Raw genomic sequence first — 18,731 nt, 5'->3', positions numbered from 1 at the left:
CGGCATAAAGGGTTGCTTACTGCCCGGCAAGTGCCTTATAAAACGCAGGATTCGCCTGAATCACATTAAGTACCTTCGCCGCAAGTCCGGTTGGGTTACGGCGTTTGGACTCCCAGCTTTTTATCGTATCGACGCTAGTGCCAAGCGCCTTCGCCATCTCACTTTGCGTGATATTGAGCTGCTCTCTGATTGCGCGCACATCTGCAACTTCATAGCGGGTTACTCTGGAAGCGGCTTTCCTTCCGCTATGGATCTCAACGGCCTCTTCAAGCGAAGATTTTAATTCATCAAAGATACTCATTATCAGCCTCCACCTGCCTGATTGGGGTACATAGTACACCTTTCATTTACGGCATTGGAAGCCGTATTTTTCAGAACAGAAGTCAGCTTTTTAAGTTCTACTTTCTCTGCTTCTGTCAGGCTGTCCTTTATGCATTTTGGATAGGCCATGATAAGATCGCCTTTATCAGGCCAGGCAATGAGTTCCTTTTGCAGATCCTTTAATTCATCATCCGTAGCAATGCTTTTAATCTGTCGGGTAAAGAGTGATGTTTCGATAAACTCTATCGCATGACTCATCCATAGTTCCTTCCCTAAACGCAGCAAAAGCCCGAATGCTTCAGCACCAGGCTCTTGCTGCATGGTTACTCTTCCTTGAGTAATACTGCGCCAAATAACTGTATTTATATACAGCTTAAAGGTATTTTAAGAATCCGTTTAAACATCCGGGAACATCACGCTATTCCCCGGCGCTTCCCTGTGCAGATGGATAAAGTTCAGGTGCCGTTCATACTGGTCCAGAATATCCGTTATCACCTGCTCCTTGCTGTAATCCATCAAATCATTCCCCTGGCTCCCCTCCAGCAGGAAGGTCTCCAGCCGGTAGTAGGTCGATTTCCCGCTGCGCGCCCGGTAGGTAAAACCGGGGACCGAGTACTGCTGCGGCCAGATCTGATAGACAAAGTTCTGCTCGTCGCCCATGTGCACCAGCAGATCCAGGTGCCCCAGGGTCTCGCCCTCCTCCGGCGGCAGGTTTTTCAGCTCCACGTAAGCACCACGCAGCTTCAGCTCCTGTGCCACCTCTTCCATAGCGGGGAAGCAGACCGTCTCCATCATCTGTTTGGTGTAGCGCGTGCCAGGGTAGTTCATCAGGCGCGACAGGCGTTTCTTCCAGCTCAGCCTGTCCTGCGCACCCATCGGACGCGGCGCGGTGTCGCGGCTCGCGCTGACGCGGCGGTAGTCTTCCACCTTGAGCGATTTATACAGCCCGGCCATCACGAAGAAGATGACGAAGCTGAACGGCAGGCCCATGATCACCGTGGTGTTCTGCAGCGCCGAAATGCCGTTGGTCATCAGCATGCCGAGCGTCAGCAGGCCGATGGCGACGGACCAGAAGATGCGCAGCCAGTTCGGCGCATCGCTGTTGATGTCCTTGAGCTTCGAGGTGAAGTTGCCCAGCACCAGCGCGCCGGAATCCGCTGAGGTGACGTAGAACAGCAAGCCGGTGATGGTCGCCACGGAGGCGCTAAAGGTAAACGCCGGGTACTGCGCCAGCAGGCTGTAGAAGCCGCGCTCCGGGTGCGCCATCGCTTCCTGTGCGAAGGTCGCGTTGCCGTGGATGATCTCGTGCAGCGCGCTGTTGCCGAAAATCGACAGCCACAGCAGGGTAAAGGTGAACGGAATAATCAGCGTGCCCATCACGAACTGGCGGATGGTGCGCCCGCGCGAAATACGCGCCAGGAACAGGCCAACAAACGGCGACCACGCCACCCACCACGCCCAGAAGAACAGCGTCCAGTTGTTCATCCACTCCACCGGACGGTCGAAGGCGAAGCTGTTCAGCGTCATGCCCATAAAGCGGTTTACGTAGTCGCCCACGTTAAGCACTAAGGCATTGAGCAGGAACGAGGTGTCGCCCATAAACAGCACGAACAGGATAAGCCCCAGCGCCAGCGCCACGTTCAGCTCGGAGAGCACGCGGATGCCCTTATCGACGCCTGAGGTCACCGAAATGGTGGCGATAATAACGGAGAGCGCAATCAGCGCCGCTTTGGCCGCCATCGAGTCCGGGATGTCAAACAGCACGCTCAGCCCGTAGTTGAGCTGCACCACGCCAATCCCGAGCGTGGTGGCGATACCAAAGATGGTGCCGATCACCGCCGCGATATCAACGCTGTGGCCAATCGGGCCGTTAATTTTTTTACCGAAAATCGGATACAGCGCGGAGCGGATGGTAAGGGGCAAATTATAACGATAGCTAAAGTATCCGAGCGCCATGCCCATCAGGGCATACATCGACCAGCCCGTCAGGCCGTAGTGGAACAGCGTCCAGACCATGGCCTGGCGCGCGGCCTCCATCGTCTGCCCTGCCCCTTCCGGCGGTTGCATATACTGCGTGACCGGTTCCGCCACGGAGAAGAACATCAGGTCGATGCCGATGCCCGCGGCAAACAGCATCGCGGCCCAGCTCAGCAGGCTGAACTCGGGCTTGGACTGCTCTGGCCCGAGCTTCACTGACCCAAAGCGCGAACAGGCAATGCAAACCACGAAAACAATGTAGAGCGTCGCCGCCAGCAGGTAGTACCAGCCGAAGGTCTTCGACACCCAGTTCAGGGTGCGCCCAATCCACTCGGCAGAAAAATCGCGAAAGAAGATCGTCGTCAGGGAAAACAACAAAATCAGCCCGGCGGAAGTATAAAAAACGACCGGGTTGATTTTGTCTTTTTCTCTGTCCTGTGAAAGGTCTGTCATCCAGTATCCTCACTGTTTTTGTAACTATTAAAATCCAAATCCGCAACAATTAAGACACATTTTATATTGAACGTCCAATCAAAAACCGCTTTAATATATAACCAACGCTGATGAATGGAGTGGCAAAAATGCCCAAAGTGGGGATGCAGCCGATCCGGCGCAGGCAGCTTATCGACGCCACGCTGGAAGCAATTAATGAAGTGGGCATGCACGATGCGACCATCGCGCAAATCGCCCGTCGGGCGGGCGTGTCCACGGGGATCATCAGTCACTATTTCAAAGACAAAAACGGCCTGCTGGAAGCGACCATGCGCGACATTACCGGCCAGCTGCGCGACGCGGTATTGAGCCGTTTACACGCCCTGCCGGGCGGCAGCGCGGAGCAGCGCCTGCAGGCGATTGTCAGCGGCAACTTCGATGAAACCCAGGTCAGCGGCGCGGCGATGAAGGCCTGGCTGGCCTTCTGGGCAAGCAGCATGCACCAGCCGATGCTCTATCGCCTGCAGCAGGTCAGCAGCCGCCGCCTGCTCTCAAACCTGGTGTACGAGTTCCGCCGCGAGCTGCCGCGTGAACAGGCTGAAGAGGCGGGCTACGGGCTCGCGGCGCTGATCGACGGGCTGTGGCTGCGCGCCGCGCTGAGCGGCAAGCCGCTGGACAAAACCCTGGCGCAGTCGCTCACCAGCCACTTTATCAGCCAGCATTTACCGACCGAATAACCGAGGAGAATTTATGTCCCGAATGGCAGAACAGCAGCTTTATATCAATGGTGGTTATACATCCGCCACCAGCGGTCGCACCTTCGAGACCATCAACCCGGTCAACGGTGAAGTTCTGGCGAGCGTACAGGCCGCCGGGCGAGAAGATGTCGACCGCGCCGTGGAAAGCGCAAAACGCGGGCAAAAAATCTGGGCGGCAATGACCGCCATGGAGCGCTCGCGCATTCTGCGACGCGCCGTCGACATCCTGCGCGAACGCAACGACGATCTGGCGAAACTGGAAACCCTCGACACCGGTAAAGCGTATTCCGAAACCTCAACCGTCGATATCGTCACCGGCGCGGATGTGCTGGAGTACTACGCTGGGCTGATCCCGGCGCTGGAAGGCAGCCAGATCCCGCTGCGCGACACCTCGTTCGTCTACACCCGCCGCGAGCCGCTGGGCGTGGTGGCGGGCATCGGCGCGTGGAACTACCCGATCCAGATCGCCCTGTGGAAATCGGCCCCGGCGCTGGCGGCAGGCAACGCGATGATCTTCAAGCCAAGCGAAGTGACGCCGCTCACCGCCCTGAAGCTTGCGGAGATCTACACCGAAGCGGGCCTGCCGGACGGCGTGTTTAACGTCCTGCCGGGCGTGGGCGCGGAAACCGGCCAGTACCTGACCGAGCATCCTGGCATCGCGAAAGTCTCCTTCACCGGCGGCGTCGCCAGCGGCAAAAAGGTGATGGCCAACTCGGCGGCCTCGTCCCTGAAAGAGGTGACGATGGAGCTGGGCGGCAAATCCCCGCTGATTATTTTTGACGATGCGGATCTGGATCTCGCGGCAGACATCGCCATGATGGCGAACTTTTTCAGCTCCGGCCAGGTGTGCACCAACGGCACCCGCGTGTTCGTGCCCGCGAAGTTTAAAGCAACGTTTGAGCAGAAAATCGTTGAGCGCGTGGGCCGCATCCGCGCAGGCGATCTGTTCGATGAACGTACCAACTTCGGCCCGATGGTCAGCTTCCCGCACCGCGACAGCGTGATGCGCTACATCGCCAAAGGCAAAGAGGAAGGCGCCCACGTGCTGTGCGGCGGCGACGTGCTGAAGGGCGACGGCTTTGACAACGGCGCGTGGGTCGCCCCGACCGTGTTCACCGACTGCACCGACGAGATGACCATCGTGCGCGAAGAGATCTTCGGCCCGGTGATGTCCATCCTCACCTATGAAACCGATGAAGAAGCCATTCGCCGCGCCAACGACACCGACTACGGGCTGGCGGCGGGCATCGTCACTGCCGACCTGAACCGCGCCCACAGCGCTATTCATCAGCTCGAAGCGGGCATCTGCTGGATCAACACCTGGGGTGAATCCGCCGCAGAGATGCCGGTCGGCGGCTACAAACACTCCGGCATTGGCCGCGAGAACGGTGTGATGACGCTGCAGAGCTACACCCAGGTGAAGTCCATCCAGGTTGAGATGGGTAAATTCCAGTCCATATTTTAACCGGGAGGTTTATTTGCAATTTGACTACATCATTATCGGGGCCGGCTCTGCCGGCAACGTCCTGGCAACGCGACTGACTGAAGATCCGAACACCACCGTCCTGCTGCTTGAGGCGGGCGGGCCGGATTACCGCTTTGACTTCCGCACCCAGATGCCCGCCGCGCTGGCGTTCCCTTTGCAGGGCAAGCGCTACAACTGGGCGTACGAAACCGAGCCAGAGCCGTACATGAACAACCGCCGCATGGAGTGCGGACGCGGTAAAGGGCTGGGCGGCTCGTCGCTGATCAACGGCATGTGCTACATCCGCGGTAACGCGATGGATCTCGACCACTGGGCGAAAGAGCCGGGCCTGGAGCACTGGAGCTACCTCAACTGCCTGCCCTACTACCGCAAGGCAGAGACGCGCGACGTGGGCCCGAATGACTACCACGGCGGCGACGGTCCGGTGAGCGTTACCACCTCGAAGCCGGGCGTGAACCCGCTGTTTGAGGCGATGGTGGAGGCTGGCGTGCAGGCGGGCTATCCGCGCACCGAGGATCTCAACGGCTACCAGCAGGAAGGCTTCGGCCCGATGGACCGCACGGTCACGCCGCAGGGCCGACGCGCCAGCACCGCACGCGGCTATCTGGACCAGGCAAAACAGCGCCCGAACCTGACCATCCGCACCCACGCCACGACCGATCGCATTCTGTTCGACGGCAAGCGCGCCGTGGGCGTCGAGTGGCTGGAGGGTGAAAGCACTATTCCGTCCAACGCGACGGCGATCAAAGAGGTGCTGCTGTGCGCAGGGGCCATTGCTTCCCCGCAGATCCTCCAGCGCTCCGGCGTGGGCAGCGCGGACCTGCTGAAGCAGTTTGATATTCCGCTGGTGCACGACCTGCCCGGCGTGGGCGAAAATCTCCAGGATCACCTGGAGATGTACCTTCAGTACGAGTGCAAAGAGCCGGTCTCCCTCTACCCTGCCCTGCAGTGGTGGAACCAGCCGAAGATTGGCGCCGAATGGCTGTTTGGCGGCACCGGCGTAGGGGCGAGCAACCACTTCGAAGCGGGCGGGTTTATCCGCAGCCGCGAGGAGTTCGAATGGCCGAACATTCAGTACCACTTCCTGCCGGTAGCGATTAACTACAACGGCTCGAACGCGGTAAAAGAGCACGGCTTCCAGTGCCACGTCGGATCGATGCGCTCGCCGAGCCGCGGGCACGTGCGGATTAAATCCCGCGATCCGCACCAGCATCCTGCGATCCTGTTCAACTATATGTCCCACGAGCAGGACTGGCAGGAGTTCCGCGACGCGATCCGCATCACCCGCGAGATCATGCACCAGCCCGCGCTGGACAAGTACCGCGGCCGCGAAATCAGCCCGGGCGTCGAGTGCCAGACCGACGAGCAGCTGGACGAGTTCGTGCGTAACCACGCGGAAACCGCGTTCCACCCGTGCGGCACCTGCAAGATGGGCTACGACGAGATGGCGGTGGTCGACGGCGAAGGCCGCGTTCACGGGCTGGAAGGGCTACGCGTGGTGGATGCGTCGATTATGCCGCAGATTATTACCGGCAACCTGAACGCCACCACGATTATGATCGGCGAGAAAATTGCGGATGCCATTCGCGGGCGCGAGCCGCTGGCGAAGAGCACGGCGGCGTATTACGTGGCGAACGGCGCGCCGGTTCGTCAGGCATTACAGAACGTTTAATATTCTGCCCTCTCCGTAAAACGAGAGGGTTTTCAATACATCCCTTCATTACGATAATATTTTTCGATACCTATAAGAAATAAATATTACCCTGCAATTAATTTGTTTATTTAAAAGTCTGTTGACACTGCTCCCGCAATTCAACTAAGTTTAATCGAATGTCTTTCCATTCGAAATATACAATATATTTAAACCTGAAATTAAAGAAAACGTCATTATTCTTTAATTCTCCCCTGCCTTTATTTTTGCATCACTCAACCGCGAGATAAGATCATGAATAATAGTGCAAACCAAGTTGTTGTTATCACCGGCGCCAGCAGCGGTATCGGTCAGGCTATTGCCCTGTATTTAGCGAATAAGCCCTTTTCGCTGGTACTGGTGGCGCGTCGCCTGGACAGAGTTAACGCCCTGGTGGATCGCATCATCCAGCAGGGCGGCCGGGCGATTGCCGTGAAGGCGGACGTGACCCGTCAGGAGGAGGTCCAGCACGCGATTGACGCTGCCGTTGCCGCATACCAACGCGTCGATGTGCTGATCAACAATGCGGGCTTTATGGCTATCGCCCCCATCAGCGAGCGCAAGACCGACGAGTGGGATCGGATGATCGATACCAATCTTAAAGGCGTTTTATACGGCATTGCGGCGGCGTTACCGGTGTTCCAGCGCCAGGGTGGCGGGCATTTTATTAACGTTGCGTCTGTGGCCGGTATTAAGGTGCTTGCGCCCGGCGGCGTGGTCTACAGCGCCACGAAATTCGCCGTCCGCGCGCTGAGCGAAGGCTTGCGTCAGGAGGTGGGTAAAACGGTCCGCACTACGCTTATTTCCCCCGGTGCGGTCGAGAGCGAACTGCAGTTCGGCAGTTCTGACGAAGAGAGTAAAAAATTCCTGCATGAATTTTATAAGCAAGCTATTCCGGCAGATGCCATTGCGCGGGCCGTATTATTTGCTATCGAGCAGCCTGATGATGTTGATGTAAATGAAATTGTCGTCCGGCCAACGCAGGAAGAATTTTAGCATGACTTAAATAACGCTGAATGAGGTGTCATTATGATTAAGTCATTAACGTCCTTATCAGATTTAAATATGCGAACAGGTGCCGATATTCTCCTTGAGGTTCTTGAGAGTGAAGGCGTGGAATATATATTTGGCAACCCCGGCACGACGGAACTCCCGCTGATTGACGCCCTGCTCCGGCATGAAAATATTCATTATATTCTGGCGCTCCAGGAGAGCAGCGTGGTCGCCATTGCTGACGGCTACGCGAAAGCCTCCGGCAAGACCGGTTTTATCAATTTGCACACCGCCAGCGGTCTCGGGCACGGAATGGGAAATTTAATCAACTCGCGGATCATGAAAACGCCGCTGGTTGTCACCGTCGGGCAGCAGGACACGCGGCACTACGTGCGCGACCCGCTCCTGTACGATGACATAGTCTCCATTGGATCGCCGGTGGTGAAATGGGCGCAGGAGGTCACCAGCGCCGACCAGCTCCCGGTTCTTGTGCGTCGCGCGTTCCATGCTGCCAGCTATCCCCCCGCCGGTCCCGTATTGCTCTCTCTGCCAATGAACGTGATGGAAGAGCTGAGCGACGCCGGGATACAAACGGCCTCCAAAGTGAACTACCACACCGTGGCGGGCTCGCTGGACGAACTGGCGGCGGAGCTGAGCCAGGTTACGCCCGGCAGGATCATGATTGTGGCGGGGGATGAAGTTCACTCCAGCGGCTCAACGCCGGAGATTGTCCAGCTTGCAGAAGCGCTAGGTGCACACGTTTACGGCTCATCGTGGCCGTTGAATTTGCCCTTTCCCACGCAGCATGCCCTCTGGCGCGGCAATATGCCTACCACCGCCAGTGAAATTGCCAGCATCGTTAACGCCTACGACGCGGTGTTTATCATCGGGGGTAGAAGCCTGATCACCATATTATACAGCGAAGGAGACGCGATTCCGGGCTCATGCGCGGTCTACCAGCTCTCCGCCGACATGAACGAGCTGGGCCGCACCTACGCTACACGCCTGTCGGTGATGGGGGATATCAAACTCTCCCTGAAGGCGCTCTTACCTCTGCTTGCGCAGCGCCTGGTGGCAGGCAAATTGACGCATCAGCGGCTGCTCAAAACGGCACGCGCTGAACGTGAAAAAGAGTGGCAACTGCAGGAAGAACGTCTGGCTGCCGAGCGGCTGCGCCCGGCTATTTCGCCGATGGTGGCGGCCTATGAAGTCATCAAAGCCGTTCCGCCGGGCGTCACCATTGTTGATGAAGCGATTGCCACAGCCAGACATGTCCGGCGTTTTATCTCCGACCCGCAGCACCAGCGCTACTATTTCATGCGCGGCGGCGGTCTGGGCTGGGGTATGCCTGCGGCGGTGGGCCACTCGCTGGGGCTGGGCCGCGAGCCGGTAGTGTGCCTGATGGGCGACGGCGCCTCGCTGTATTCACCGCAGGCGCTCTGGACGGCGGCACACGAAAACCTGCCGGTCACCTTTATCGTGATGAACAACCGGGAGTACAACGTTCTTAAAAACTTTATGAAGGGCCAGCCGGGCTACAGCTCGACGCAGCTGGGGCGCTTTATCGGGATGGATTTGGTTAACCCGCACATCGATTTTCAGTCGCTGGGCACCGCCATGGGCATTCGCTGTTGTCGGATAACCGATGCCGCAGACATCGCCGAAGCGGTAACCCGCGGACTGCAGTCAGGAAAAACCAACCTGATTGAAATCGCGATTTCCGCGGATTAACTGCATCTTTGCGCTGTACCCTACATAAAAAGCTTATAAACGAAACGCCTCCAGCCGCTTAATCTGCCGCCCCTGGGCGTCAAAATTCTCAGCCGCCAGCCAGGCGCGCAGCTCCGCATCCCTTTGCGGCCATTCGCCGTCAATAATCGAAAGCATATCGCTGTCGCGGTTGCGCCCCTTACGCACCAGCTTCTGGCGCAGGCGTCCTTCCCAGACAAACCCCAGCCGCTCCGCCGCGCGGCGTGAGGCGGTGTTCATCGAATCACATTTCCACTCCAGCCGACGGTACTTGTGCTCGAAGGCATTTTTCAGCAGCAGCCAGACCACTTCGGTTCCGATGCGGGTGCCTTTCATCCTGCGCGACCAGGTGACGTGGCCGATTTCCACCGAGCCCTGAAACCGCTCAATCGCCATGTAGCTCACCAGCCCTACCGCTTTTTCAGTGCGTAAATCGATTACCGCAAACGGGACCAGATCGTCATCCATCACCTTGCCGAGCACCCAGTGCGCGGTGGCTTCCACGCTTTCTGGCTGGGTGCTTGCAAGCCACGTCCAGTCGCTGTCATCACCCAGCGCGTAAGCTTCGTATAAATCAGCCGAATGGCGATCGGCGTCCAGCGGCTCCAGGCGGCAATAATGACCGGTGAGCGGGGTGCGGGTTAAGACGCGGGCGCATTTCCAGTCCGGGACGATATCGTTAACGGTTTGACCATGTTGATTGATTTCGGGCACGGCGGTGACTCCCTGAAAGGTAAGGAGTTTGTTATAGCAGGTTAAAAAGCGGTCGGAAAGGGAGAACGTGCAGGCCGGGTAACGCGTCGCCGCTACCCGGCATAAAATCACTTCAGCAGCTTCACCGTAGCGTCGATGTCGATCTCATCTTCGGTAAAGATCATCGTTGTGTTCTGGAAGGTGGTGATCGCCAGCTTCTTCACCGTGCGCATTTCGCCCGGCTTCTTGTCGGATTTCGGCTTGATGCTGTTCATCAGCAGCCCCACCGACAGCACCGCATTCTCTTTGTCGATTTTAGTCTCAACCGGCTCTTCTTCGCTGAACACCACGAAGGATTTGATCGAGGTGAGCTTCACGCGCTCGCCCGCAATGTAGAGGTACTTGCTCTCAGGAATCACCTTCACCGCGTAGGCGGAGAGGCCTTTGTTGTTGGTGGTCGGCTCGAAGGTTACCGCGGCATCTTTCTTAATCAGATCGGGGTTGGCGACCTTAATCACATGAAAATAGCGGTTGTCGCCGTTTTCATCTTTGATAAATCCGAAGCCTTTATCTTTAAACCACGTTGTGATTGTACCGTTCATCGCTGTTACCGCCTGTCAGATCTCAAGACTAAAGTTTTGCAGCGCGCAGTGTAATGCACAATGGCTGAGGAGACAAAAAAAAGCCCCTGCACGGAGGCAGGGGAAAACTCATGTCAGAGCTTATTAGTATTACGTTTTTAGTTGAACACCATCCCACCATCAATCAACAGCGACTGGCCGGTCATGTAGTCGGAATCCGGCCCGGCCAGGTATGAGACGCAGGCGGCGACGTCTTCCGGCTCGGACAGACGGCCAAGCGTAATGCGTTTGGCAAAGGTTTCAGTCCCGTAGCCTAGCGGTTTACCCGCCGCCTCGGAGACCTGACGGTCGATTTCCGCCCACATCGGCGTTTTAACGATGCCCGGGCAGTAAGCGTTAACGGTGATGCCCAGCGGCGCAAGGTCTCGCGCTGCGGTCTGAGTCAGGCCGCGCACCGCGAACTTGCTTGAGCTGTACACCGCCAGTTCAGGGTTGCCGGTGTGGCCCGCCTGGGAGCAGGCGTTGATGATTTTGCCGCCGTGCCCCTCTTTGCGAAACGCGTCGATGGCAGCCTGAATGCCCCAGATCACCCCTTTCACGTTGATGTTGTAGACCTTGTCGACAATCTCCGGCGTGATGGATTCGATGGGGGTGGATGGCGCAATCCCGGCATTGTTGACGATGACGTGGAAGCCGCCCAGTGCGGTGCGGGCTTTCTCCACCGCCGCAAATACCTGCTCGCGGTCAGAGACATCGACCTTCACGGCGACGGCCTTGCCGCCGTTGCGGGTGATTTCATCGGCGACGGCTTTTGCCGTCTCAACGTTATAGTCGGCGATGGCGACGGCAAAGCCATCCTTCACCAGGCGAAGCGCGATCGCTTTACCAATCCCCTGGCCTGAGCCTGTTACGAGAGCAACTTTTTGCATTTCTCTGTCCTTATATTGAGTCACAAAATCTGGCTGAGATGGAGCTGGCCCATCAGCAGCGGGTTATCGCTGTAGTCGACGGGAATGGCCACCACGGCAGGGCCGTCCACATCCATTGCCGCACGCAGCGTGGGTTCCAGCGCCTCAGCGCTCTCCACGGCAAAGCCCTTCGCGCCGAAGGCGTCGGCATACGCTTTGAAATCGACAGGGCCGAACTCTACGCCGGAAAGGCGCTGGTATTTTTTTTCTTCCTGAATGGCCACCATGTTGTAGCCGTTATCCACCCAGATGATGTGCAGCACGTTGGCGTTGAGGCGCACTGCGGTTTCCAGCTCCATGCTCGACTGTAAAAAACCGCCGTCACCGGAGACCGACACAACCTTGCGGCCCGGGTTCACCAGCCATGCGCCAATGGCCCACGGCAGGGCGACGCCCATGGTCTGCTGACCGTTGGAGATCATCACCTGACGCGCCCGGAAGCTGTAGAGGTAGCGGGCGATCCAGATGTGGAAGCTGCCCATATCCACGGTAAGCGTCACGTCGTTATTCACGATGTCCTGCATGGCACGCACGATGCGCAGCGGGTGCAGGGCAAACTGGTTGAGCGAGGCGCCGCGGCGATCGAGCAGATCCCGCTGATGCTGGCGATCGACCAGAATTTCTGACGCACGCTGGCTCAGCTCCAGCTTATGGTCGATCCGGTTTGCGAGCAGGTTCAGCGTTTCGGCGATATCCCCCACCAGCTCCAGATCCGGCACGTAGTTACGCTCTTCATAGGCGGGCAGGACATCGATGTGCACCAGCGTCGCGTCGCCGCTGTTCCACATGGACGGCTCGTACTCCACCGGGCTGTAGCCTACGCAGATAATCAGATCCGCCAGATGGAGCAGCCGGTCGCCCGCCTGGTTATTGAACAGACCGACGCGTCCGGCAAAGCGGGTGAAGTGCTCCTGGTTTACCGCCCCGGCGGCCTGATAGGTGCTGGTGACAGGAATGCGGCTTTTCTCCAGCAGCTTGCGCAGTGCGGCGCTGTTGGCGGGCTGGCTGGCCATCAGGCCGAGTAAGATGACCGGGTTTTTGGCGTTTTCGATAAGCTTCGCCACGTCGTTAATGGCTGATTCCGGTGCCGGGCCCATCAGCGCCGGACCGCTGGCGGGTAAAATCGCGCCCGTCGCGGGCTGGTCGACAATATCCTGCGGCAGGCTGACGAACGCGCCCCCCGGCCTGCCGTGCTCGGCGGCGCGAAACGCGTTCGATACCACTTCGGCAATGGCGTCCGGTGAACTGACCTCCACGGCGTATTTGGTGACCGGGCTGAACATGGCGACGGTGTCCATGCTCTGGTGCACCAGCTTGGCTTTATCCGCCCGCTTCACCGCCCCGCCCAGCGCCACCACCGGGTCGCCCTCGCTGTTGGCGGTGGCGATGCCGGTGATCAGGTTAGAGCAGCCCGGCCCGGAGGTGACCAGTGCCACCCCGGCCTTGCCGGTCAGCCGCCCGACCGCCGCCGCCATAAACGCCGCGTTGGCCTCATGACGCACCGGGATGATCTCAATGGAGGAGTCCAGCAGGGAATCAAATACCTTGTCGATTTTCGCACCCGGGATCCCGAACACCTGCTTCACGCCCTGCGCTTCCAGCTGGCCGACAACCATATCGGCGCCGTGCGCCCACTGACGTGACTGTTTCTCACTGTTCACGGTAGTTCTCCTGTTAGTTTTCGACGGAACGGATCGCTGCATCAAGATTGCTGGGGTGAAGGTTGGCCTGTAAGAACGCGCTGTCGGCGGGCAGATCAATCATCAGCTTGTGTATTTCGCCGAAGGTGAGCACGCCGCTCTCCAGCTGGTAGTCCAGCAGATGGCCCCCGCCCTGACGGTCGTCGGTAATGAAGTGTTCGTGATACCCCGCCACGTTAATGCCCTGCATATGCTGCGGGGTGCGGAACCCGACCAGCACCCCTTCACGCTGGTTAAAGCGGAACACCGGCTGGTCATCCAGCACGTCGGTCATCGCCCGGTACGGCGGCTTCTGGCGCGGTACGGTGCGGGTGTGGGCGTGGCGGAAATTGCCGTCAATGCGCAGCGCGCAGAACAGGTTGTCGGAGGGGATCTGCTGGTCAATCACGTCGTGGATCTGCTGACGGCTGACCGGCGCATCGAAGGTTTTGCGGTACTGCGGCTGGAACCAGGTCATTACCGCAAACGGCGTTTTCTGCTCCGGCTTCGCGGCCCGGGCGCTGCCGTCGGCGCGCAGCTGGTAGACCTGGCTGCTGAAGGCAATCATTTCACCGTCCAGCTCGTTAAAGGTGCCGAGACCAAAATCACCGTGTGCCAGCAGGTCGGCGATCGTCGTCTCCCCTTCGTACACGCCGCTTAGCAGGGCGCTCATTAGCGATGTCTGGTAGATCACGCTGTCAGGATGCTGGGCTGAGAACCCGCGCAGGGTCTCGCACAGGCTGGCCTCACAGTCGCAGGCAGATGAATGCGTCATCGTGCTCGTCCTCTTCAACTTTATTTAGAAAGGTTAAATAAATGTTGACCCGATTCAGCAGAGAGTTCCAATATAGAAACCATGCTGGTTTGAGACGTTTTAGATATGGAACTTCGTTATCTGCGGTATTTTGTCGCGGTTGCACGCGAGCGACACTTCACCCGGGCGGCCGAAGCGCTGGGTATTTCACAGCCTCCTCTGAGTCAGCAGATCAAACGGCTTGAAGAGGAAGTCGGCACGCCGCTGTTCAGACGCCTGACGCGGGGCGTGGAGCTGACCGAGGCGGGAGAAGCGTTCTATGAGGATGCCTGCAAGATCCTGGCGCTGAGCGATGCCGCGCTGGAAAAGGCCCGCGGCATCGCGCGCGGGCTGAACGGCAATCTGTCGATTGGGATCACCAGTTCAGATGCCTTTCACCCAAAAATTTTCGCGCTGATTCGCCAGTTTCAGGTGCAGAACATGGCGGTGCAGGTTCACCAGGTGGAGGCCAATATGTCGTCGCTGACGACGATGCTGGCGGAGGGTGAACTGGATATTGCCTTCGTACGCCTGCCGTGCGAGAGCAGTAAGATGTTTGAAATTAAAATCCTCGACCGGGAGCCGATGGTGGTGGCGCTGCATCGCGACCATCCGCTGGCGGCTTGCGGTTCGCTGGCGTTAGAGCAGCTTCGGGGTACGCCGGTGGTGCTGTTCCCGCAGGAGGTCGCGCCGGGCCTGTATGACCGGGTGCACGGCTGCTGCGAGCGGGCCGGAATTGACGTGCAGCACGCGCTGCAATCGTCACAGCTTTCGTCGTCCCTGAGCATGGTCTCCGCCGGCGGCGGGTTTGCGCTTGTGCCGAAATCCATGGCGGCCATTTCACCGCCGAATGTGACCTATCATGCGTTAAGCTCACCGGCGCTTTATACCGATATCGCGCTGTGCTGGCGGCGTTTTGAACGCTCGCGGACGGTGAGGCGGTTTTTGACGATGATGAGCGAGGAATCATAGCGGCTTATAGGGGTTTTGAGGGTTTGTTGGCCGGGTAAGGCGCAGCCGCCACCCGGCAAGTCATCCTTCGTCCTCAAATCCAGACATCGTTCTCTGCGGTGCGATCCCCGCCTTCGTGTCCCGTATTCAGAACCCCGCAAGGTTCTATCATCATCATTTTTACCGTCGTTTCAGCAGACGTCTTATGTTCAACGCCTTTTGGCACAACGTACAATTCCCCCGGATTAACGAGCACATGCCCGTCACGAAAATCAATACGTAATACACCCTCAACCACGATAAATGCTTCGTCGGTTTCAGGATGCGCGTGCCATATAAAATCTCCCTCTATTTTCACAACCTTAAACTGGTAGTCATTCATCTGAGCGATGACCTTCGGCTGCCAGTGCGCGTCGAAGAGGGAAAATTTATTTTCCAGATTAATGGGTTGATACATGGTGACACTCCCTATGGTTGAGAAGTGTCCAGGATAGAGTAAGGCCGTTGCGCCGGTCTTGAATGATTGTGCAGCTCAGGTGCGGCTGTTTTGGATGATTTTCTGCCAGCGTCCCGGTGAGATCCCCAGCGTTTTGATAAACTGGCGAGTCATATGACTTTGGTCAGAAAACCCGGCCTCAACGGCCGCTTCAGCAAGAGACAGGCCTTTTTCAATCAAACGTCGGCAATATTCAAGACGCCGCATCGTCACATAGCGATACGGGCTTGTTCCGTAAAGTGCACGAAAATCCCGACTCAGGCTCCAGCGATCCCTGCCGCTGACCTCGGATAGCGTGTCGAGCGTAATGTCCTGGCTGAATTCTGTTTGAATATACTCGCGTGCACGCTCTGCGCGACGATAATCGAATGCGCATCGACGAAAGCGTTGTCCTCCCACCATGGCCAGCGTGTTGGCCAGATCGTAAAGCGCATCCTCTTCTTCCAGCGTATCGACAGGTTCTTCTGGTGCTTTTAGCAAGGTTTCGGTCGCCGCAAAAAGCCGGGGATCGGATGAGATCCCGCCGGGAATAAACGGCAGCGGTTTTCCGCCCAGGATTTTCTGAACTAACGCCGGATCGATATACAGCATCCGATACTGAAATCCTTCAGTCGTCCCCGCCTCTCCGTCATGCACTTCGTCCGGGTGCAGAACCATCGTCCCGCCCGGTAGGCTGTGTTGTTGACTGCCCCGATAGTGAAAGCTCTGCACCCCGGACAAGGTTCTGCCTATCGCGTAGGTGTCATGCCGATGTGGCTCATAGCCATGTCCGCTGAAATACGCCTCTATGCGCTCTATTTTCCCTGGCGTTTGCGCAAATTTGACCCAGTCTTTGCTCTCGCTGGCGCTCGGCATATGTGCAACCTGATAAAGTAGAAGGGGAAGTAACACCATAAACGCATGGAGTGGCATTTGGAAAGATATTGATGACAGGGCTTTCTGGAAGACTCCTCGCAAACCTGCAAGTAACCTTATGTAATCCAGGAGGATCCCTTTTCATCCCTTCTTCGCGGTCGTAAAGTGCCTGCGTTGCGGCACATCCGTAACCGGGCGTAGGAACCCGTTTAACATGACTCGGCAATTATTTTTGTCGCGACAGCGTTCATCCCGTTAAAATACGGTCGCGCTGGCGGAGCAACCGAAAGGTTGGCCGCTTTGTCATGTGCGGTATTCCTACCTCCGTCAGCGCTACCACCCATGAGCGTAGGAACTTATGTGGTGGTCTGGAGTAAGTTTAAAAAGGAAAATCACATGACAACTATCCCTTCCCTGTCTTACGCGCTTTCTGAGGAAAGTGCTGTTCATCACCTTCTTCACCTGCAACTTCCCGATTCTGCTGATCTCTTTGAGTTGGCTGACGCCTGCACTGCGTATGTTAGCGTGCTGGTGGACACTGACGATACGGTGACGTTTGCCACACTCTGCAAGCGATTGCTGGCTGCGCTTAAGCGGCTGCGTGAGTGCTGTGACTCGGAGCTTCCGTCGTATCTGGTTGAACAGTTGATCGCAGGGGAAAAGATTACCTCCTGTGTGCCGGACTGCTGGCAGGAAACGGCGTTGCAGGTGGATTATGCCGTGGCGTTAACGCTGGCGGTGATGGGCGGAACGTTGCCTGCGAGCGTGGCGAAAGAACTCACCGGGCTGCTGCATGATATGGTCTGGCTGCTGGCTGAATTTGTGAAGGAGCCTTATATAACGGCGCACTGAGGCGGGTGACTGAAGGCCGGAATTCTGCGAGGTAATAAGCATGATTTCGGCCTTACTCAAAGTACAGAGTTGTTTGTTGAATGTCCGTTAAGAGCGAAGAGCGGACGATGAAGTGAGCCATTTATGCCTATTGAATTTGCGGCGGCGTAGAATATGACGCGACGCCACATAACAATAGCACCTACCGAGCAGGTGCTTTGGTCTGAATAAAATGAATCAAACTCTGCCGAGCAGAATATTTAACATGCGGCGCAAAGGTTCTGCCGCGCCCCACAAGAGCTGATCACCTACCGTCAGAACCGAATAAATCGGGTCATTGTTTAGCGACATTTTCTTATAACGACCAATTCCCACCTGGAGCGAACCGCTGATAAAAGCTGGTGTCAATTTACTGACACTCTCCTCCTTGTTATTAGGCACATAGTTAACCCAGGGATGAGAATGCGTCACTAAATCCGAAAACTCCGCTTCGCTGACGTCACGCTTGAGCTTCAGGGTTATTGCAGCACTGTGGCAGCGGATCACGCCGACCCGTATGCACAAACCGTTTACCGGGATCGTTCCGGGAGAAAGGCCGAGGATTTTGTTCGTTTCTGCTTCACCCTTCCACTCTTCACGGCTGTTTCCATCGCCTAAATCACTATCAATCCATGGAATGATGCTACCCATTAAAGGCGCGCCGAAGTTCTGGGTCGGCATTTCAGCGCTATTAATCAGTTCACTGACCTTATTGACTAACGGAAGTACTGAACCTGACGATGCCAGTTCATCGGCTGACAAATGGCTGCTTATATACGCGCTTTGCGTGATTAATTCCCGTACATACTGAGCACCGGCACCCGATGCGGACTGATAGGTCATCACGCTCATCCATTCAATGAGATCTGCCTTTATCAGCCCGGCGAGCCCCATCAGACTGAGCGTGATCGAACAGTTGCCACCGACAAAGAGCTTAAGACCTTCTTTGACGGCACGATCGATATGGGTGCGATTCACGGGATCGAGAATAATGCAGGCTCTTTCATTCATCCGCAGCGCTGAGGCCGCATCAATCCAGTAGCCCTCCCAACCATGAGCAATTAATACATGATAAACCGCTTTAGTATAATCGCCGCCCTGACACGTTATGATGATGTCCATTTCCGCAAGCGCATCAATGGAATACGCATCTTTGAGCGTATAGCTTATGCCATCGATGACAGGTCCCGCAGCCCCCACGCTGGAGGTACTGTAAAAATGCACAGAAATGTCCTTAAAATCATTTTCTTCCAACATCCGCTGCAGCAAAACAGAACCTACCATTCCTCGCCAACCAACAATGCCAACTTGCTTCATATGCTTAACCTCAACAACGTTATGAGAATGTTAATTATTTTCGAAGCTCGTTATATCTCATCCCCAAATAAAGGTCATTACGAAGTGCATGAGATTCTGTCATTATTAAAATGTTTCATATG

18 protein-coding genes are annotated in these 18,731 nt (G+C 56.9%); 7 read left to right on the top strand and 11 right to left on the bottom strand.

Annotated elements, in window-relative coordinates:
* Positions 1 to 16: 16 nt before the first annotated feature.
* From nadS to betT, 3 genes are all read right to left on the bottom strand, one after another.
* The gene (gene nadS / locus ACR42C_RS05950; protein ID WP_316380739.1) at positions 17 to 301 is read right to left on the bottom strand and encodes a NadS family protein; all 285 of its coding nucleotides are present in this window, start codon (positions 299 to 301) and stop codon (positions 17 to 19) included.
* A 2-nt stretch (positions 302 to 303) separates the two neighbouring features.
* The gene (locus tag ACR42C_RS05945; protein WP_316380802.1) at positions 304 to 579 is read right to left on the bottom strand and encodes an addiction module toxin RelE; all 276 of its coding nucleotides are present in this window, start codon (positions 577 to 579) and stop codon (positions 304 to 306) included.
* Between the two features lie 138 nt (positions 580 to 717).
* Positions 718 to 2,751 carry a choline BCCT transporter BetT gene (gene betT / locus ACR42C_RS05940; protein ID WP_029741651.1) on the bottom strand — a complete coding sequence of 678 codons (2,034 nt, stop codon included), beginning with the start codon at positions 2,749 to 2,751 and terminating at the stop codon, positions 718 to 720.
* Positions 2,752 to 2,879: 128 nt separating this feature from the next.
* Between betT and betI the strand changes: the two genes are divergently transcribed.
* The 5 genes from betI (at position 2,880) to ACR42C_RS05915 (ending at position 9,388) form a co-directional block, all read left to right on the top strand.
* A complete protein-coding gene (betI, locus tag ACR42C_RS05935; protein ID WP_116341295.1) occupies positions 2,880 to 3,467 on the top strand; it encodes a transcriptional regulator BetI in 588 nt (195 codons plus the stop codon).
* Positions 3,468 to 3,480: 13 nt separating this feature from the next.
* Positions 3,481 to 4,953, top strand: coding sequence for a betaine-aldehyde dehydrogenase (gene betB, locus ACR42C_RS05930; protein WP_320721084.1), 1,473 nt, complete (start codon positions 3,481 to 3,483; stop codon positions 4,951 to 4,953).
* Between the two features lie 13 nt (positions 4,954 to 4,966).
* A complete protein-coding gene (gene betA / locus ACR42C_RS05925) occupies positions 4,967 to 6,646 on the top strand; it encodes a choline dehydrogenase (protein ID WP_232935908.1) in 1,680 nt (559 codons plus the stop codon).
* 273 nt (positions 6,647 to 6,919) lie between these two features.
* On the top strand, positions 6,920 to 7,660 hold the full coding sequence (locus ACR42C_RS05920) for an SDR family oxidoreductase (RefSeq protein ID WP_163330504.1): 741 nt from the start codon (positions 6,920 to 6,922) through the stop codon (positions 7,658 to 7,660).
* A gap of 33 nt (positions 7,661 to 7,693) precedes the next feature.
* A complete protein-coding gene (locus ACR42C_RS05915; protein ID WP_320721083.1) occupies positions 7,694 to 9,388 on the top strand; it encodes a thiamine pyrophosphate-binding protein in 1,695 nt (564 codons plus the stop codon).
* A 33-nt stretch (positions 9,389 to 9,421) separates the two neighbouring features.
* On the opposite strand, the gene ACR42C_RS05910 is transcribed toward ACR42C_RS05915, so the two are convergent.
* From ACR42C_RS05910 to budA, 5 genes are all read right to left on the bottom strand, one after another.
* A complete protein-coding gene (locus ACR42C_RS05910; RefSeq protein WP_316380744.1) occupies positions 9,422 to 10,120 on the bottom strand; it encodes a GNAT family N-acetyltransferase in 699 nt (232 codons plus the stop codon).
* Positions 10,121 to 10,227: 107 nt separating this feature from the next.
* Positions 10,228 to 10,701, bottom strand: a complete 474-nt coding sequence (locus tag ACR42C_RS05905; protein ID WP_316380745.1) for a cold-shock protein — start codon at positions 10,699 to 10,701, stop codon at positions 10,228 to 10,230.
* Positions 10,702 to 10,838: 137 nt separating this feature from the next.
* Positions 10,839 to 11,609 carry a (S)-acetoin forming diacetyl reductase gene (locus ACR42C_RS05900; protein WP_316380746.1) on the bottom strand — a complete coding sequence of 257 codons (771 nt, stop codon included), beginning with the start codon at positions 11,607 to 11,609 and terminating at the stop codon, positions 10,839 to 10,841.
* 20 nt (positions 11,610 to 11,629) lie between these two features.
* On the bottom strand, positions 11,630 to 13,264 hold the full coding sequence (gene alsS, locus ACR42C_RS05895) for an acetolactate synthase AlsS (protein WP_226857645.1): 1,635 nt from the start codon (positions 13,262 to 13,264) through the stop codon (positions 11,630 to 11,632).
* Positions 13,265 to 13,322: 58 nt separating this feature from the next.
* Positions 13,323 to 14,102, bottom strand: coding sequence for an acetolactate decarboxylase (budA, locus tag ACR42C_RS05890; RefSeq protein ID WP_116341312.1), 780 nt, complete (start codon positions 14,100 to 14,102; stop codon positions 13,323 to 13,325).
* A 105-nt stretch (positions 14,103 to 14,207) separates the two neighbouring features.
* Here budA and ACR42C_RS05885 point away from each other — a divergent pair, with 105 nt between their 5' ends.
* Positions 14,208 to 15,092, top strand: a complete 885-nt coding sequence (locus ACR42C_RS05885) for a LysR family transcriptional regulator (protein WP_116341314.1) — start codon at positions 14,208 to 14,210, stop codon at positions 15,090 to 15,092.
* Positions 15,093 to 15,165: 73 nt separating this feature from the next.
* Here ACR42C_RS05885 and ACR42C_RS05880 read toward each other — a convergent pair whose 3' ends face one another.
* Together ACR42C_RS05880 and ACR42C_RS05875 are read right to left on the bottom strand one after the other, a co-directional pair.
* A complete protein-coding gene (locus ACR42C_RS05880; protein ID WP_320721082.1) occupies positions 15,166 to 15,528 on the bottom strand; it encodes a cupin domain-containing protein in 363 nt (120 codons plus the stop codon).
* Between the two features lie 75 nt (positions 15,529 to 15,603).
* A complete protein-coding gene (locus ACR42C_RS05875; protein WP_320721081.1) occupies positions 15,604 to 16,422 on the bottom strand; it encodes an AraC family transcriptional regulator in 819 nt (272 codons plus the stop codon).
* Between the two features lie 396 nt (positions 16,423 to 16,818).
* On the opposite strand from ACR42C_RS05875, the gene ACR42C_RS05870 reads away from it, so the two are divergent.
* Entirely contained in the window at positions 16,819 to 17,274 is a 456-nt protein-coding gene (locus ACR42C_RS05870) for a hypothetical protein (RefSeq protein ID WP_320721080.1), read from the top strand.
* 216 nt (positions 17,275 to 17,490) lie between these two features.
* Here ACR42C_RS05870 and asd read toward each other — a convergent pair whose 3' ends face one another.
* Positions 17,491 to 18,609 carry an aspartate-semialdehyde dehydrogenase gene (gene asd, locus ACR42C_RS05865; RefSeq protein ID WP_320721079.1) on the bottom strand — a complete coding sequence of 373 codons (1,119 nt, stop codon included), beginning with the start codon at positions 18,607 to 18,609 and terminating at the stop codon, positions 17,491 to 17,493.
* Positions 18,610 to 18,731: the final 122 nt, after the last annotated feature.

This window comes from Enterobacter sp. MG-EB028, from assembly GCF_056673305.1.
The sequence above is the reverse complement of the archived record's forward strand: the minus strand, read 5'-3'. Positions and strand labels throughout refer to the sequence as shown.

Coding starts and splice junctions, on each gene's coding strand:
- ACR42C_RS05905 (WP_316380745.1), bottom strand. CDS start 10,701: ATGAACGGTACAATCACAACGTGGTTTAAAGATAAAGGCTTCGGATTT.
- ACR42C_RS05920 (WP_163330504.1), top strand. CDS start 6,920: ATGAATAATAGTGCAAACCAAGTTGTTGTTATCACCGGCGCCAGCAGC.
- ACR42C_RS05945 (WP_316380802.1), bottom strand. CDS start 579: ATGAGTCATGCGATAGAGTTTATCGAAACATCACTCTTTACCCGACAG.
- betT (WP_029741651.1), bottom strand. CDS start 2,751: ATGACAGACCTTTCACAGGACAGAGAAAAAGACAAAATCAACCCGGTC.
- ACR42C_RS05875 (WP_320721081.1), bottom strand. CDS start 16,422: ATGCCGAGCGCCAGCGAGAGCAAAGACTGGGTCAAATTTGCGCAAACG.
- alsS (WP_226857645.1), bottom strand. CDS start 13,264: ATGGTTGTCGGCCAGCTGGAAGCGCAGGGCGTGAAGCAGGTGTTCGGG.
- ACR42C_RS05900 (WP_316380746.1), bottom strand. CDS start 11,609: ATGCAAAAAGTTGCTCTCGTAACAGGCTCAGGCCAGGGGATTGGTAAA.
- ACR42C_RS05885 (WP_116341314.1), top strand. CDS start 14,208: ATGGAACTTCGTTATCTGCGGTATTTTGTCGCGGTTGCACGCGAGCGA.
- ACR42C_RS05915 (WP_320721083.1), top strand. CDS start 7,694: ATGATTAAGTCATTAACGTCCTTATCAGATTTAAATATGCGAACAGGT.
- nadS (WP_316380739.1), bottom strand. CDS start 301: ATGAGTATCTTTGATGAATTAAAATCTTCGCTTGAAGAGGCCGTTGAG.
- asd (WP_320721079.1), bottom strand. CDS start 18,609: ATGAAGCAAGTTGGCATTGTTGGTTGGCGAGGAATGGTAGGTTCTGTT.
- budA (WP_116341312.1), bottom strand. CDS start 14,102: ATGACGCATTCATCTGCCTGCGACTGTGAGGCCAGCCTGTGCGAGACC.
- betB (WP_320721084.1), top strand. CDS start 3,481: ATGTCCCGAATGGCAGAACAGCAGCTTTATATCAATGGTGGTTATACA.
- ACR42C_RS05870 (WP_320721080.1), top strand. CDS start 16,819: ATGACAACTATCCCTTCCCTGTCTTACGCGCTTTCTGAGGAAAGTGCT.
- betI (WP_116341295.1), top strand. CDS start 2,880: ATGCCCAAAGTGGGGATGCAGCCGATCCGGCGCAGGCAGCTTATCGAC.
- ACR42C_RS05880 (WP_320721082.1), bottom strand. CDS start 15,528: ATGTATCAACCCATTAATCTGGAAAATAAATTTTCCCTCTTCGACGCG.